This is a genomic window from Kitasatospora sp. NPDC056731 (assembly GCF_040687675.1).
In the GTDB taxonomy this organism is placed as follows: domain Bacteria; phylum Actinomycetota; class Actinomycetes; order Streptomycetales; family Streptomycetaceae; genus Kitasatospora.
This window is the reverse complement of record NZ_JBFBNR010000066.1, coordinates 1-14,990: the sequence shown is the minus strand read 5'-3', so window position 1 is coordinate 14,990 and position 14,990 is coordinate 1. Positions and strand designations below refer to the sequence as shown.

The following is a 14,990-nucleotide window of genomic DNA, read 5'->3' as shown; positions in this document are numbered from 1 at the left end:
ACCCGGCTCCCTGGGGCGTGTTTCATAATTCCCGCCGGGCGCGGGCCCGGTGTCCGGGCCCCGTGAGCAACAGGCCCCATTACAGGGTGCGGCGGCGGGAACGGCTCGAAGCCGCGCCGCCGCCGTATCCGTGACTACCTGTTCGCAGCACGCCGGTGGTGGTCCCCGCGCGTGCTGCTCCGCTACCGCTTCCGCTCCTACATCCGCCGGATCCGCAGGTAGCGCCTCAGGTCGGGAAGGCTCTGCCAGATCAGCGCCGCGGCTGCGGCCAGGACGGCCGCGGCGGCCGCGACGGCGAGGTTCTTCAGCATGGTGCCGCCTCTCTGTGGGTGGGTGCGTCCGTGGTGAGGACGCGCAGGATCACGGCGACCGCCTCGTCGACGGCGGCGGCCACCGGGGTGCTCAGTCCGATTCCCTCCTCCAGTGAGGCGGGTTCGCAGCCGACCACCAGGACCCGCCCGGGCGCGGTGCCGCCCGTTCCGGCGGCCAGGGTGGCGAGCAGGGCCAGCACGGCGTCCGGGCCCATCCGGTGGCCGTCCAGGACCATCGATTCCACCGGTCCGGCGTCCGCTTCGATCAGGTAGACCGTCCCCGGCTCGCCACCGCGCGCGGTGGCGTCGACGAGCACCAGCGTCCGGTAGCCGTCGAGGAGTTGGTAGGCCAGGTGGACGCCGCGCACGCCCACGTCGAGGAGCTCGACGCCGGCGGGCAGCTCCCGGGCGGCGAGGCGCCGGACGGTCTCGACCCCGAAGCCGTCGTCGCCGAGGAAGATGTTGCCGACCCCGGCGACCAGGACCCGCCCGGTCCGGTCGGCGCTCACCGCTCTTCCACCAGCGTGACCTCGTCCGGCTGGAAGTACCGGAAGCGGCCCTGTGCCCGCCACAGGTCGGCGCCCGGGTCGTCGTCCACGGTGACGGCCAGGTGCACCGAACCGTCGACGTCGTGCAGCACCGCCTCCACCAGCGCGGTGCGCCCGTGCAGGAACAGGTCCTGGGCGTCGGTGCGGCGGCGACCGGGCCGGAGCCGCACTCGGCTGCCGGCGGCGACCGGGCGGCCGTCGATCATCACCTGGTCCCGTCCGGGGTCGGTCTGCGGGTCGTTGCCCGGGTCCCACCAGGGCCGGTCCGCCCCGGCTTCGGGGTGGGTGAGTTCGCGCAGCCCCCGGACGGCGCCGTGCAGCCGTTCCAGGATCTCGGGGGGCATCGAGTCGGCGAGGTCGATCACCGCGCCGGCCCGGTCGTCGGTGCCCCGGGCCTCGCGCTTCTCCCGCTCGGTCAGGGCCGCGGTGCGCAGCGCGAGGATCTCGTCGATCTCGGTGGCGTCGTAGAGCGCGCCGGGGCTCTCGGGGGCGATGTGCGGGTGGTCCTCCAGGATGATCGGCGAGGAGAGCAGCACCTTGCCGCTGCCGGGCGGGCCTGCCAGCACGGGCCAGGTGTGCTCGTTGCGGCAGGCGCGCACCGCCTCGCCCGCCCACTCGGGCGGGTCGGTCGCCGAGAGGAAGGAGCCGCGGTCGAGGCCGAGCAGCAGGTGGGCCGAGACGAGGGCGTGTGCCAGTGCGGTCTCGCGGCGGGTGCCGGGCGTCGGGTCCCAGTCGGAGGTGTTCTCCACCAGGACGGTCAGCCGCTGCGCCCGGTAGGGGCCGGGTACGTCCTGGGTGGTGATCCGCAGGCGGCCTTGGACCCGTTCCCGGCGGCGCAGGAGCCGCCCGGCCAACGTGCCGTCCTCGACGAGCCGTTCCTCGTCCTCGGACGCGTCGAGTTCGAAGCTGCGGACGGCTTCACCGGCCGCCAGTTCCTCTACCGGGATGAGGAGTTCGATCCGTTCCTCGACCCCTTCGTCCCAGGGGACGAGCACCCGGTCGGCGAGCTCCAGCTCCTCGACGGTCCGGAATCCGCCCTGTCTGCCTGCTTCTTGGACCGTCCGCCGTTGGAGGCGCAGGAAGCGCAGTTCGACGGCCAGCTGGTCGCCTTGGCGCGCTTCCATCACGCATTCGGTGCGCTGGTGGGAGTGCTCGCCGCTGTCGGCGCCGTAGCGCGGCGGGGTCAGGACGCCGAACTGCCAGCGCAGCCGGTTCTTGGCCGCTGACGCCCGGTAGGGGTAGAGCACGTAGCCCTCGAACAGGACTGCGTCGGCGATCTGCCGGGCGTGGGCGAACCTGTTCTCGCTCTCGTGGGCGGGCGCGGTCACCGCTCCCCCTTCGCGGTCTGGGCCGCCTTGACGGCCTGGGGTGGCTTCGCGGCCTGGGGTGGCTTCGCGGCCTGGGTCGGCTTCACGGCCTGGGACGGCTTCGCGGTCCGGGCCGTGCCGAGCAGCTCGCGCACGGTGGCCTCCCAGGACGGCAGGGCGCGCCGGGAGCGGTAGGCGAGCAGTTCGGCCATCAGGTCGGCGGGCAGCCGGAGCCAGCCGCAGCCCGGGAAGTGCGCGTCGATCGCCTCCCGCCAGACCTTGACCGGCATCCGCACGGCGGCTTCCTGGTCCCAGGCCACCGGGGTGACCTGGAAGCCGCCGGGGCCGGCGAAGGCGGTGCCCGAGAAGAGCAGCAGCAGCGGCACGTCCCCGTCGTCCAGTGCGGCGAGGTAGCGGGCGGCGGAGACGTCCATGTCGTAGGTGCAGGGCACCACCAGGTCGGTCTCGGTTTCGCCGGTGAACGCGCCGACCAGCAGCGGGACCTGGGCGAACTGGACCGGGTGGAGGGTGCCGGCCCAGCGTGAGCGCTCGCCGAACAGGTCGGTCAGCCGCCCGCCCTCGGCGTCGCCGTAGCGGCGCCGGGCCGGTTCGATCCGCAGCTGGCAGCGCAGCGCCAGCGCGTGCACCCGCACCTCGGCGGGGGCGGTGATGCGCAGCCGGAAGACCAGGGCGGGCCCGGCGGCGTAGGGGTCGGCCCGCACTCCGGTGCAGGCGAAGGAGATCGAGGTCACCGGGCGCCGCCTTCGGGGAGGACGCGGGACCGGGCGGCCAGGCGGTCGAAGAAGGCGGTCTGTTCGGCGCGGGCCTCGGCCCCGCCGTCGAAGCCCTTCCAGCAGCGCCGCAGTCGGCCGACGAGTTCGTAGCAGACGTCGACCGGCACCAGGTAGCACTGGATGCCGTCGGTGTCGCGCCGCAGCAGTAGCGCCTCCACGTCCGGCCGCAGTGCGGCGTAGAGGCGGCTGCCGCCGAGCGCGGCCTGCCAGGCGGCCTCGTCGGGTTCGGCCTCGGTCGCGCCGCCCGGTCCTGGGTAGAGCAGGACGGACCGCTGCAGACGTGTGGTGCGCAGCAGGAACGCGGTGGCGACGGGGATGCCGAGGGCGGCCCAGGCGTCCTCGCCGAGGGGGTGGGCCGGGTCGGTCAGGTAGCGGTCGGGGACGGCGCGGTAGCGGCCGTCGGCCGCGCCGGGCTGCTGGAACAGCAGGGCGCAGGCGGTGCAGGCGCAGGTGAGCGCCTGCTGGTCGGTGTCCGCCAGGTGGCGGTGCTCGGCGGGCAGGTGCCGGCCGCAGAACTCGCAGCGTTGCGGCTGCGGGGGTGCGGGCTCCCGCAGCCGGCGCAGCAGCGCGGTGCCGGGCCGGTCGAGCTGGCGGAAGGTCATCGCGGGTCCGCCGGGGGCCGAGCGCCGATCTGCAGCAGTTCCGCGGGGCGTTCGAGTTCGACCGCGGTGACCTCGGGCGCGTGGCAGGCCAGGGCGTTCTCGATGTCCTGTTCGCCGCACCCGCAGCCGCTGCGGGTGCGGCGCAGCCGGGCGGTGCCGGTGGCGGGGTCGAAGGCGGCCAGGTCGACCGGTTCGGGCAGGGTGGCGAGTGCTCGGGTGATGCGGGCGGTGACGTCCTCGGGGTGCAGGTCGTGCAGGACGAGCAACCCGGCGAGCGACGGTTCGTCCAGCAGCCGGGCCAGCGCGGCGGGCGGCAGGGCCTGGACGAGGCGGGCCAGGGCGTCGCCGTAGAGGGCCATCAGTTCGCGGACGAGGTGCTCGCCGGCCTCCTGCGCGTCGGCGCCGGCCAGTTGGTCCAGGGCCTCCTGGATGCGGGCCCCCGTCTGTTCCGGGGTCATGCGGTGAGTCCGCTCAGCCCGGTGGGCACGTGCATGGTCTGCACCGTCCTGCCGTCGCCCAGGTACATGTGGACGCCGCAGGGCAGGCAGGGGTCGAAGCTGCGCACGGCGCGCATGATGTCGATGCCCTTGAAGGTCTCCGGGGGGTTCTCCTCGAAGATCGGGGTGTTCTGGACGGCGTCCTCGTAGGGGCCGGGGGTGCCGAAGCTGTCGCGGACGCTGGCGTTCCACGGGGTCGGCGGGTAGGGGTGGTAGTTGGCGATCTTGCCGTCCCGGATCACCATGTGGTGGGACAGCACGCCGCGTACGGCCTCGGTGAAGCCGCAGCCGATCGACTCGTCCGGTACCTCGAAGCGCTCCCAGGTCTGGCTGCGCCCGGCCCGGACCTCGTCGAGCGCCTTCTCGGCGAAGTGCAGGGCCGCGGCGGCCGCGTAGGCCTGGAAGTAGGTGCGGGCGCGGTTGCGTTCGATGGCGTTGCTCCACTGCGGGATCTTCCACTCGAAGGTGGTCTCCGGCTTGGTCATGGAGCGCGGCAGGTTGATCTGCACGCTGTGTCCGGTGGCCTTGATGTAGCCGATGTCGACCAGTCCGGACAGCGCGGTGGACCACAGGCGGGCGATCGGACCGCCGCCGGTGTCGAGGGCGAGGTAGTCCTTGCCGTCGAACCAGCGGGGGGACATCACCCAGCTGTACTTGTCGTCGAAGTCGCGTTTCTGCGGGGCGGGGATGGTGTGCTGGTTCCAGGGGTGGCGGGGGTCGACGGGGTTGCCCAGCGGGTCGTGGGTGACGAAGAGCTCCTTGCCCTGCCAGTCCTCGTAGTAGGAGCTGCCGAGCAGGATGCGGATGCCGAGGTTGATCTCGGTGAGGTCGTTGGTGACGAGCTTGCCGTCCACCACGATGCCCGGGGTGACGAACATCCGCCGGCCCCAGTCCGTCATGTTGCGGTAGGTGAAGTCGCAGTGGTCCGGGTCGTTGAGGCTGCCCCAGCAGCCGAGCATGACGCGGCGCCGGCCGACCTCCTCGTAGCCGGGCAGGGCCTCGTAGAAGAAGTCGAAGAGGTCGTCGTGCAGCGGCACGACCTTCTTCATGAACTCCACGTAGCGCATCAGCCTGGTCAGGTAGTCGGTGAACAGTTGGACGGTGGCCACCGTGCCGACGCCGCCGGGGTAGAGGGTGGAGGGGTGCACGTGGCGGCCCTCCATCAGGCAGAACATCTCCCGGGTGTAGCGGCTGACCTGGAGCGCCTCGCGGTAGAACTCGCCCTCGATGGGGTTCAGTGAGCGCATGATGTCGGCGATGGTGCGGTACCCGTGGTCGCCGGCGTGGGGTGCCTCGGTGCGTTCGGCCAGTTCCAGGACGCCGGGGTTGGTCTCGCGGACCATCTTCTCGCAGTAGTCGACCCCGACCAGGTTCTCCTGGAAGATGTTGTGGTCGAACATGTACTCGGCGGCCTCGCCGAGGTTGATGATCCACTCGCCGAGGTGCGGGGGCTTGACCCCGTAGGCCATGTTCTGCGCGTAGACCGAACAGGTGGCGTGGTTGTCGCCGCAGATGCCGCAGATCCGGCTGGTGATGAAGTGCGCGTCGCGCGGGTCCTTGCCGCGCATGAAGACGCTGTAGCCGCGGAAGACCGAGGAGGTGCTGTAGCACTCCGCGACCTTCTTCTGCTTGAAGTCGATCTTCGTGTGGATGCCCAGGCTGCCCACGATCCGGGTGATCGGGTCCCAGGACATCTCCACCAGACCGTTGCCGTCGCCGGCCGTCCTGGTCGTCGGTGCCATCGTCTGTCATGCCCTTCTGTCAGCGGGAGGAGGCTCTGCAACGGCCCGCCCGCCCCGGGCGGGGCGGGCGGGCCGAAGGGGGAAAGGGGTCACCACGGCGGGCGGTAACCGGTGGTCAGACGGCGCCCGGTGTGCCGCCACTTGGGCTCCTGGTCGACCGTCCGGCCCGTGATCGTGCGCAGGCGGCGGATCACCGCCCCGTACGCCGAGCTGGCGCCCGTGGAGACCCGGGAGCCGGGCGGCGGGTCCATGAACGGCATGAACTTGTCGGGGAAGCCCGGCATGGTGCAGGCGATGCAGATGCCGCCGACGTTGGGGCAGCCGCCGATGCCGTTGATCCAGCCGCGTTTGGCGACGTTGCACTTGACGACCGGGCCCCAGCAGCCGAGGCGCACCAGGCACTCGGGCGTGCCGTAGTCGGTGGCGAACTGGCCCTGTTCGTAGTACCCGCCGCGGTCGCAGCCCTCGTGCACGGTCGCGCCGAACAGCCAGGCCGGACGCAGCTTGTCGTCCAACGGGATCATCGGCGCGGAACCGGCCAGCTGGTACAGCAGGTAGGTCAGCGTCTCGGCGAAGTTGTCGGGCTGGATCGGGCAGCCCGGCACGCAGACGATCGGCAGGCCCGCCTTGGACTTCCAGTCCCAGCCCAGGTAGTCGGGCACGCCCATGGCACCGGTCGGGTTGCCGGCCATCGCGTGGATGCCGCCGTAGGTGGCACAGGTGCCGATGGCGACCACCGCGGTGGCCTTGGGGGTGAGGCGGTCCAGCCACTCACTGGTGGTGATCGGCTGGCCGGTGTCCGGGTCGTCGCCGAAGCCGCACCAGTAGCCCTCCTCCTTGATCGTCTCGTTCGGGATGGAACCCTCGACGACCAGGACGAAGGGGTCGAGCTCGCCGCGGTCCGCCTTGAAGAACCACTCCACGAAGTTGTCCGCGCCCTGGACCGGACCGCACTCGAAGTCGATCAGCGGCCAGTGGACGGCGACCTTCGGCAGGCCGGGGAGTGCGCCGGTGACGATCTCCTCGATGCTGGGCTGCATCGCCGCGGTCAGGGAGACCGAGTCCCCGTCGCAGCTCAGACCCGCATTGATCCAGAGAATGTGCACCACGGCGGCATCGGCTGAAGTTGTTGCAACCGCACCCATGAGGATGCCTCCTCAAAAAAACGGGAGCCGGACAGATAGGCTCAAAAAATTCATAGCAGCAGTTCAGTCCGGCCGCCGGTCCAGAGAGCCGGACAGGTCGCTCGAAGGGACGCAAGCCGGCGCACCCGTCCGGGTGGCCGTCGGACGGGCTCGGCGAGCCACCGAAAAGCGCCGCGCCACCGTGCCCGGGCGGGCGCGGTGGCGCGGGGACGTCGGTGGCGCGGGGGTGTCAGGAGATCATGAAGTCCCGGACCGGCAGGGGGCGGTTGACCACCCGGACGTCGCCGATCCAGCCGTGGAAGACCTGGTTGAGCGCGCCGCCGTACTCGTAGCCGCCGAGCAGCCAGGGGTGGCCGAGGGTGCTGAGGCCCTCGGACGGTGTCGAGGGGTTGCGGACGACCTCGCAGCCGTTCACGTACATCCGGGTGAGCCGCTTGTTGTTGACGACCGCGACGTGCCACCAGGCGCCGAGCGGAAGTTCGTGGCCCCAGTTGGTGACGGGGCCGCTCAGGTTGGTCGGGTAGACGCACCACTGCAGTTCCCGCCCGCCGGACAGGCTGAGCGTGGCGACCGGCTCCTGCGGGTCGGTGTCGGGGCCGCTCTTCCCCGCCTCCCCGCTGGTGCCCCAACGGCTGAGCAGCGCCGTCCAGGCGTTGCGGCCGGCGTCCCAGTCGGCCGGCAGCTTGAAGAACGCCTCGAAGGTGTAGCCCTGCTGGAAGGTGTCGGCGTTCATCGGGGCCTTGGCGACGGTCTGCAGGTACGCGCCCTGGACCGGCTTGCCCCGGCCCGCGAAGTAGAGGCTGCCGTGGCCGGGCTGGTCGGGGTGGGACTCGGTGGACCAGGTAAGCGTCCCGGCCGGGCTGCCCGGGGCGGTCTGCTTGACGAGGTCGTTGCCGTGACCGCTCAGGTCCTTGACGACCTGGGAGTCGGCGACGGCGCTGCCGTCCGGCCGTCCGCCGTCGAAGCGCCAGTAGGCGACCGTGCCCGGGATCGTCAGCTGACGCGCGGGGCGGGCCGGGCGGGCCGGGACCGGGGCGAAGCCGGCGAACCGCCGCGCGAAGTCCACCTGCACCGAGAAGCTGTCCACCGGACTGGTCAGCTCGATCTCCTCGCTGGCGAGGCGGTTGACCTTCTCGGCCGCCAGCTGCTGGATCCAGGGCGAGTACGTCCGCACGTCGATGGTGTTGCGGTCCAAGTCGAAGCGGTAGGCGCGGATCATCGCCGCGCCGCCGTAGTACCGGTTCTGGTAGTTGGTGATGTGGACGTGGACGTCGTGGCCGGCCTTGTTGGTCAGCGTGGTGCTGCCGGGCGGCCAGTAGTGGCCGTTCAGGGTGAGGAAGATCTGGTCGTTGCCGCTGATCAGCCTGTCCCAGAGGGCGTGCCCGTGGTCGGACAGCTGGGCGGCGCCGCCGTCGTCGGCGTAGGCGAGGTCGTGGGTGGTGAGGATGACCGGCACGGTCGGGTGCTGGGCGATCACCGAGTTCGCCCAGGCGAAGCCGCGGTCGGACAGCCGCCAGTCCAGCGAGAGCACCATCCAGTCCCGGCCGGCTCCCCGGAACAGGTGGTAGGTGTTGTAGCCGTCCGGGCTCGCGCCCTTGAAAGTCGCAGAGCGGGCGAACCGGGCCGGGTTGAAGGTGTCCAGGTACGCCGTCCGGCCCCGCTGGTCGTCGCCACCCGAGCCGACGTCGTGGTTGCCGGCCAGGACGCTGTAGGCCGCGCCGTGGCGGTCGAGGAGGGTGAAGGCCTTGCCCGCGGCGGCGAACTCCTCGGCCTTGCCGTTCTGGGTGACGTCGCCCAGGTGCGCGAGGAAGACGAAGTTCTCGTCGCTGCCGTCCAGCACGTGGCGCAGCGAGGCCTCCAGCGGGGCGGGGTGGATCCGGTCGTCGTCGAAGAGGTACTGGGTGTCGGGCATCACCGCCAGGGAGAAGCGGGGGCCGTCCGGGTCCGGATCCCAGGCGCCCCGGCCGTCGTCCGCGGCGGCGGGCGCGCCGAAGGCGTCGGCCGTCGCGTCAGCGGGCCCGTCCGCCGCTGCCGCCGTCGCCGTCGTTGTGGAGCCCGCCCCGAGGACCGCCAGCCCGGCGCCGACCAGCCCCGTCGCGCGCAGGAAGGCGCGGCGTCCGGCCGCCGCCGGCGCGTCGGAGTCGAACCCTACGGTCCGCGGGCAGCTCGACCCGTGGTCATCGTGGGGAAGGTCGTTCTGATGGTGGTTCATCGGGGCAGCTCCTCCGGCCGTGCACGGTGATCGCGACGCTAGGGGCACGACGCGGACCGCTGACCGGACGGCCGGCCTCCGCACGGTGAACGCCCGGGGAACGTCCCCCGCAGGCTGCTGCCGCCCAACCGGCTTCCGCGGCCGGGTCAGCGGGCCTGGTCGGCGGCCTGGTCAGTGGCCGCCCTTGGGCTCGGTGCAGCCGCCGTCCAGGTACATGCCGTGCGGGTGGATGTCGGGCCGGGCAGTCAGCAAGCCGCTGACACAGAGAACGGCTTCGGGGATTTCGAGGTCGAAGCCGGGGGCGCCGGTGGAGGTGCGGACGTTGACCAGCTCGGCCGGGTAGCCGAGGCGTTGGAGGGCCGCGCGAAGGCCGGCTTCGTCGAGAACGGCCGGCGCGCCGGCGGGCCGCAGGGCGTCCGCGATCCGTGCCGCGTGGGCCGCGCCGCGGCATTGGGCGTCGGCGAGGAGCCTGACGGTCTGTTTGTAGGCGTGGTTCTCCGCGTACTTGTCGGCCCAGGTACCGCCGTCGCCCGTGGGGGCGGCGGCTGGGGCGGACGGCGGTGTGGCGGCGACGCCCGCGCATTTCGCCGCGACCTGGGGGAAGAGCCGGTCGTGGCGGGCCAGGGCCTCGGCCCCGGCCTGACCGGGTTCTCGGGCCGGGGTGGTCGCGGTGGCGGGGGCGCTGCCGACCGGCGTGCCGCCGGTCGCGCTGCCCGGTGCGCTCACCGATCCGCAACCGGCCAGTGCCACGGCTGCCACGGCCGCGGCCAGGCCTGTGGCCATCACGGTCCTCGCGCGCTTCATCGGCCTTCTCCCCCTTGGTCGTTGACCCTTGATCGCATCATTGTCGCGCACGAGGGCGGCGGCGGGCGGGTCAGTCCGCGAACGGGCCGGTGTCTCCGAAGGCGAGGCGGGTGAAGTGCTCGGCGATGCGGTGGTGGCCGGCCTGGTCCGGGTGCAGGTCGTCGGGGAGCGGGTGGTCGTCGTGGTCGGTCTGGCCGTAGAGCGAACGGCCGTCCAGGTAGTGCAGGTTGAGGTCGCCGTCGGCGACGCGGGCGGCGACGATGCGGGCGAGTTCGGTCCGGATGACGGTGAGGGTGAGGCGGCCCGCCGCGGTCTCGGCCGAGTCGCCGGTGGCCCGGAAGCGCAGTGCCCCGGTGCTGAAGTCGGCGGCGAGGGGCCCCGGGGTGTCCTCCTGGATCGGGCAGAGGATCGAGGAGACGACGAGCAGCGGCGTGGCCGGGTGTCCTTCGCGGAGGGTGTCGAGGAAGCCGTGCACCGCCGGGCCGAAGGCGCGCAGGCGCATCGCGTCGGCGTTGACGAGGTTGATGCCGATCTTCAGGCTGATCAGGTCGGCGGGGGTGTCGCGGATGGCGCGGGCGGTGAACGGGTCGAGCAGGGCGCTGCCGCCGAAACCGAGGTTGACCAGGTCGACGCCGGCCGCGGCCGCCGTCAGGGCGGGCCAGGTGCCGGTCGGGTGGGTGGCGTTGGAGCCGTGGCTGATCGAGCTGCCGTGGTGCAGCCAGCGCCGGCGGGTGCCGTCCGGGGCCGGGGTGACGGGGGCGTCGGTGTCGAGGGCGAGGAGTTCGGTGGTCTCGGTGTGCGGGAGCCAGATCTCGACGGTCTTGTCCCGTGCGGGCAGACCGGTGAACCGGGCGGTGCCGGGCGGGCCCTGGGTCAGCTCGACGCGGCCGGTGGCCAGGTCGATGGTGCGCAGGTTGCCGCCGGACACCGTGGTCTGCGCCGTCAGCTGCCCGTCGACGAGGAGGTCGTACACCCCGTCGGGCGGGGTGGGCACGCCCACGTAGGCCCGCTTGGTCGGGACGGTGTGCAGGTCGATCGCGGTGGCGCGGGTGCGGAAGGCCAGCCGGACGCCGGTGGGCTGGGACTCGGCGATCGCGAGCTGTTCGTCGGGGATCTGCCGGCGGGCCCGAGCGGGCAGGCGGTGCGGCAGCAGGCCGCGCCCGGTGTGCTCGACGTCGAGGTGGCCGTGCAGCAGGGCCTCGGTGACGGGGGTGGTGAAAGAGGTGTTCATCGCTGTTCCATCGCGTTCTGTGCGGGTCCTGCCCGTGCCATGCGCCTTCTACCCTCCGGCTATAGCCAGTATGGGATTGCCTAATGAGTTTAGGCAAATGGGATTGCAGCCTTGGATTCCCGGTCTTGGATTCCCAGGTCTTGGCTGTCGGCGGCGGCCGCGGCGTCAGCCCGCCAGGATGACCGTCTCCGCCGGGCCGGAGAAGCCGGCCTGCTGGGCCGGGGCGCCGGTCGCGGCGAGGCGGCGGTGCTCCTGCGGACTGACGCCACGGACGCGCTTGAAGGCCGCAGAGAGGGCGAAGGCGTTGCTGTAGCCGACCTTGCGGGCCGCGAAGGCGACGGTGCACTCGGGTTCGCGCAGCAGGTCGGCGGCGACGGCCAGCCGCCAGCCCGCCAGGTAGGCCATCGGCGGTTCGCCGACCAGGCCGGTGAAGCGGCGGGCCAGGCCCGCCCGCGACACCCCGACCCGCTGGGCGAGGTCGGCGACCGTCCAGGCGGTGGCCGGGTCGTCGTGCATCAGCCGCAGCACCGGCCCGACGACGGCGTCGTGCTGGGCGCGGTACCAGGCCGGGGCGCCGGAGTCGGGGGCGGCGAGCCAGGAGCGCAGCACGGAGACGACCAGCAGGTCCAGGATGCGGTCCAGGACCAGCTCCTGACCGGGCTCGTTGCGCCCTATCTCGGCGGCCAGCAGGTGCACCAGGGTGTCGTCGGCGCCGGTGCCGGCCGGGCGGACCAGCAGGCCGGGCAGGCAGCCGAGCAGGCGCTGGCCGATCTCGTGCTCGGCCTGGTAGGTGCCGGACAGGACCACCGAGGACGCCTGGTCCCCCTCCCGGCCCTGCCCCCAGGTCCGGACGCCGAGCGACATCACCTCGGAGACGTCCACCCCGCCGCGCGTGCAGACCTGCCCGGGGCCGACGATCACGTCCACGGGGGTGTCGGGGTCGTCCGCCACCGTGTACGGCTCCGGGCCGCGGACGATCGCCACGTCACCGGGGTGCAGCAGCAGCGGCGTACCGCGCTCGGGCAGGATCCAGGCCTCGCCGCGGACCATCGTCACCACCGACAGCGGGGCCCGGTCCTCGATCCGCAGCGACCACGGCGGGGTGAGGATCGAGCGCAGCAGGAACGCACCGCGGGCCTTGGGGCCGTCGAGGAGTCCCGTCAGAGTGTCCATGGCCCCAAGTGTAGACGGCAAGACATCATTTGACGGTTCGTCATTTGAGAGGGTCTTGAGTGATCGAGGTGGCCCGGGCGGCCCGGATGCCGGATGATCGGCGCACGGGGGACGAACCGATACGCAGAGACAGTGAGGGGCTACGAAGATGGAACTGGCACGCACACTCGCACTGGTGGCGGCCACCGTCACCTGTGGACTGACCGCCGGGTTGTTCTACGCCTTCGCGTGCTCGGTCATGCCCGCGCTCGCGCGGGTCGAGGACCGCACCTTCATCGAGGTCATGCAGCGCATCAACGTGGCCATCCTGAACGGCTGGTTCGTCCTCGGCTTCGTCGGCGCGCTCCTCACCACCGGCGCCGCCGTCGCCCTCCACCTGCCCTCCGACGGCCACCACGCGCTACCCGCCACCGTGGCCGCCCTGGTGCTCTACATCGCCGCGATCGGCGTCACCCGCTCCGTCAACATCCCGCTCAACGACGAACTCGCCGCCGGCGGCGAGCCCCGGCGCATCACCGACCCGGCCGCCGTCCGGGGGCGCTTCGAAGCCCGCTGGGTCCGCTTCAACGTGCTGCGCGCCCTGCTCTGCACCGCCGCCGTCGCCTGCCTCGCCTGGGCGCTGATCCTGCACGGCCGGGCCTGACCTCGCGCCCGGTCGGGCCCCCGGATACGCCTTCGAACTCCCGCTTGCTTCGTGGGAGTTCGAAGGCGTATCCGGGGGCTACGGCCTGTCCGGCGGGTCTTGCCCCCGGGCCGGACCTAGCCGCAGAGGGTCCCGAAGGTGTATCCGCGCGACTTGAGGGTGGAGAGGATCGTCGGAAGTGCGGCGGCGGTCTGGCTGCGGTCTCCGCCGCCGTCGTGCAGCAGGATCACCGAGCCCGGGCGGACGTTCTTCAGCACCCGGGACTGGATGGCCGCCGTTCCCGGCCGCGACCAGTCGGTCGGGTCCACCGACCACAGCACGACCTGCTTGCCGAGCTCCGCCGCGCGCGAGCGCACCGCGCCGTTGACCGCACCGTAGGGCGGGCGCAGGCAGCTCGGGGTGCGGCCGGTCTGGGCGCGGATCGCCTTGTCCGTGTTCGCCACCTGGGCGTTGACGGCGGAAGCCGAGAGCCGGCGCAGGTCCGGGTGCGACCAGGAGTGGTTCTGCACGCTGTGGCCCGCCCGGGCGACCTGCCCGGTGAGCGCCGGATGGGCGGCGACGTTCTGTCCGATCTCGAAGAACGTCGCGCGCACGCCGTAGCGGGCGAGGATCCCGAGGATCCTCGGCGTGTAGGTGGGGCTGGGGCCGTCGTCGAAGGTGAGGTAGACGACCTTCCCGTTCTGGTCGGCCTTGGCGCCCTGGTAGGCCTTGGCGCCCGCCGCCTCGGCGGGTGCGGCCGGCACCGCGACCGCCGCTCCCGCCACCAGGGCGACGGCGAGTGCGCCGATCGCCGTCCTGATCCGCCCAACCGCCCTGCGCCTGCCGGAATGTACGGCCATGCCTGCCCCCTGCCCCTGGTGCCGGAACCGCCCTGTACCGACCAGTCTGCGCCGAAGGGCGCCGCCGCCGCGACCGGCCGGGGGTGAATTCGGCCAGCTGCTCGGCGGGTTGACCAGCGGCGAGCGGCGGGAACTGGCCGGGCACGGCGACCGCCCCCGGTGGGGATCCACCAGGGGCGGCAACCCCGTTGCGGGGCCTGGCCGTTCAGCGCGAGGCGCGGCCGTGCAGGACCAGCGCCCGGGTCAGGGCCGCCAGGCCCCCCGTGCAGAGCAGCGTGCGGAGCATGTTGGTGGCCACCCAGGTGCCCTCGAACTTGGCGCGCACGCCCGCGAAGTCGGTGATCTGGGACGGGTCACCGGCCTGCGCCAGCTGGTTGTTGAGCGGGATGTTGACGCCCATGGTGACCATCAGGGCCACCACGTAGAGCACCGTCGCCCCGGCGGCCCACAGCGCCGCCTGCCGTCGCCCGGCCTTGTGCTGGAGCCAGGCCGCCACGCCCGTCGCCACGAAGGCGCCGACGAAGACGAGGCCGAACATGCCGTTCTCGATCGACTTGTTGATGTGCTGCATCGCCGTCACGTACGTCCGGTCGTCGCTCGCCGCGAGGCCCGGCATCACGGACACGTCGAAGGCGAAGAACAGGCCCGCCATCAGGCCCATCGCGATGGTGGCGCCCGCCAGGACGGGCCCGGCGGCCTTGCTCCGTGCGGCGGGGGCCGCCGAGGCGCCCGGCGCGAGGCCGCCGAAGGAGGATGGAGCGGAGTAGGAAGCTGGAGTCGCGGTCTGGTTCGAGCGCATCGGTAATCCTTCGATTTCTCCCCGGCCCCCGCCCAGCGCGGGGGCCACCACGGTGCCCGGGCACCGGCTTCCGTACCGCTCCCGGGTTCGACCCGGATGGACGGTCAGGAGGCCGGCGAGGCCCGGCACCGACGATCAACGGAACTGACTGGCCTGCGAGTTGTGCGGCGCGGTGGGCGGCTCACACGTCCCAGACCCCGGACGCGGCGGCCTCGCGGGCGAAGTCGGCGAAGTCGCGCGGCTCACGACCCAACGCCCGCCGCACCCCGTCCCCCAACGAGGCGTTACGACCGTCCAGGATCACCGAGAACAGCTCCGCGAAGTCCCCCGGCAGCCCCGCCTC

14 protein-coding genes and 1 pseudogene are annotated in these 14,990 nt (G+C 72.5%); 1 reads left to right on the top strand and 14 read right to left on the bottom strand.

The window, feature by feature from the left end:
- Positions 1 to 304: 304 nt before the first annotated feature.
- From AB0R04_RS36295 to AB0R04_RS36245, 11 genes are all read right to left on the bottom strand, one after another.
- Positions 305 to 820, bottom strand: a complete 516-nt coding sequence (locus AB0R04_RS36295) for a hydrogenase maturation protease (RefSeq protein WP_063350768.1) — start codon at positions 818 to 820, stop codon at positions 305 to 307.
- A complete protein-coding gene (locus tag AB0R04_RS36290; protein ID WP_363378105.1) occupies positions 817 to 2,187 on the bottom strand; it encodes a hypothetical protein in 1,371 nt (456 codons plus the stop codon). Before AB0R04_RS36290 ends, AB0R04_RS36295 begins: the two co-directional genes overlap by 4 nt.
- The gene (locus tag AB0R04_RS36285; RefSeq protein WP_363378103.1) at positions 2,184 to 2,918 is read right to left on the bottom strand and encodes a DUF6084 family protein; all 735 of its coding nucleotides are present in this window, start codon (positions 2,916 to 2,918) and stop codon (positions 2,184 to 2,186) included. The genes AB0R04_RS36290 and AB0R04_RS36285 overlap by 4 nt, the downstream gene beginning before the upstream one ends.
- Positions 2,915 to 3,562: a DUF5947 family protein gene (locus tag AB0R04_RS36280; protein WP_363378101.1), complete on the bottom strand. Its 648-nt coding sequence runs from the start codon at positions 3,560 to 3,562 to the stop codon at positions 2,915 to 2,917. The genes AB0R04_RS36285 and AB0R04_RS36280 overlap by 4 nt, the downstream gene beginning before the upstream one ends.
- Entirely contained in the window at positions 3,559 to 4,020 is a 462-nt protein-coding gene (locus AB0R04_RS36275) for a thioredoxin (RefSeq protein ID WP_363378099.1), read from the bottom strand. Before AB0R04_RS36275 ends, AB0R04_RS36280 begins: the two co-directional genes overlap by 4 nt.
- Positions 4,017 to 5,801: a nickel-dependent hydrogenase large subunit gene (locus AB0R04_RS36270; RefSeq protein ID WP_063350764.1), complete on the bottom strand. Its 1,785-nt coding sequence runs from the start codon at positions 5,799 to 5,801 to the stop codon at positions 4,017 to 4,019. The genes AB0R04_RS36275 and AB0R04_RS36270 overlap by 4 nt, the downstream gene beginning before the upstream one ends.
- An 89-nt stretch (positions 5,802 to 5,890) precedes the next feature.
- Positions 5,891 to 6,946, bottom strand: coding sequence for a hydrogenase expression protein HypE (locus AB0R04_RS36265; RefSeq protein ID WP_363378097.1), 1,056 nt, complete (start codon positions 6,944 to 6,946; stop codon positions 5,891 to 5,893).
- Between the two features lie 229 nt (positions 6,947 to 7,175).
- Positions 7,176 to 9,158: a LamG-like jellyroll fold domain-containing protein gene (locus AB0R04_RS36260; protein WP_363378095.1), complete on the bottom strand. Its 1,983-nt coding sequence runs from the start codon at positions 9,156 to 9,158 to the stop codon at positions 7,176 to 7,178.
- A 171-nt stretch (positions 9,159 to 9,329) separates the two neighbouring features.
- Positions 9,330 to 9,962, bottom strand: a complete 633-nt coding sequence (locus tag AB0R04_RS36255; RefSeq protein WP_363378093.1) for a hypothetical protein — start codon at positions 9,960 to 9,962, stop codon at positions 9,330 to 9,332.
- 70 nt (positions 9,963 to 10,032) lie between these two features.
- On the bottom strand, positions 10,033 to 11,193 hold the full coding sequence (locus AB0R04_RS36250) for an SGNH/GDSL hydrolase family protein (protein WP_363378091.1): 1,161 nt from the start codon (positions 11,191 to 11,193) through the stop codon (positions 10,033 to 10,035).
- A 165-nt stretch (positions 11,194 to 11,358) separates the two neighbouring features.
- Complete coding sequence (locus AB0R04_RS36245; RefSeq protein ID WP_063350759.1) at positions 11,359 to 12,366, bottom strand: AraC family transcriptional regulator; 1,008 nt, start codon at positions 12,364 to 12,366, stop codon at positions 11,359 to 11,361.
- Between the two features lie 148 nt (positions 12,367 to 12,514).
- Between AB0R04_RS36245 and AB0R04_RS36240 the strand changes: the two genes are divergently transcribed.
- Complete coding sequence (locus tag AB0R04_RS36240; RefSeq protein ID WP_363378089.1) at positions 12,515 to 13,009, top strand: anthrone oxygenase family protein; 495 nt, start codon at positions 12,515 to 12,517, stop codon at positions 13,007 to 13,009.
- 116 nt (positions 13,010 to 13,125) lie between these two features.
- Here the strand turns inward: AB0R04_RS36240 and AB0R04_RS36235 are convergent, their stop codons facing one another.
- The 3 genes and pseudogenes from AB0R04_RS36235 to AB0R04_RS36225 form a co-directional block, all read right to left on the bottom strand.
- Complete coding sequence (locus AB0R04_RS36235) at positions 13,126 to 13,848, bottom strand: polysaccharide deacetylase family protein (RefSeq protein ID WP_363378087.1); 723 nt, start codon at positions 13,846 to 13,848, stop codon at positions 13,126 to 13,128.
- Between the two features lie 205 nt (positions 13,849 to 14,053).
- Entirely contained in the window at positions 14,054 to 14,647 is a 594-nt protein-coding gene (locus AB0R04_RS36230; protein WP_363378085.1) for an anthrone oxygenase family protein, read from the bottom strand.
- A gap of 181 nt (positions 14,648 to 14,828) precedes the next feature.
- Positions 14,829 to 14,990, bottom strand: a pseudogene (locus tag AB0R04_RS36225) (NmrA family transcriptional regulator); the annotation flags it as partial.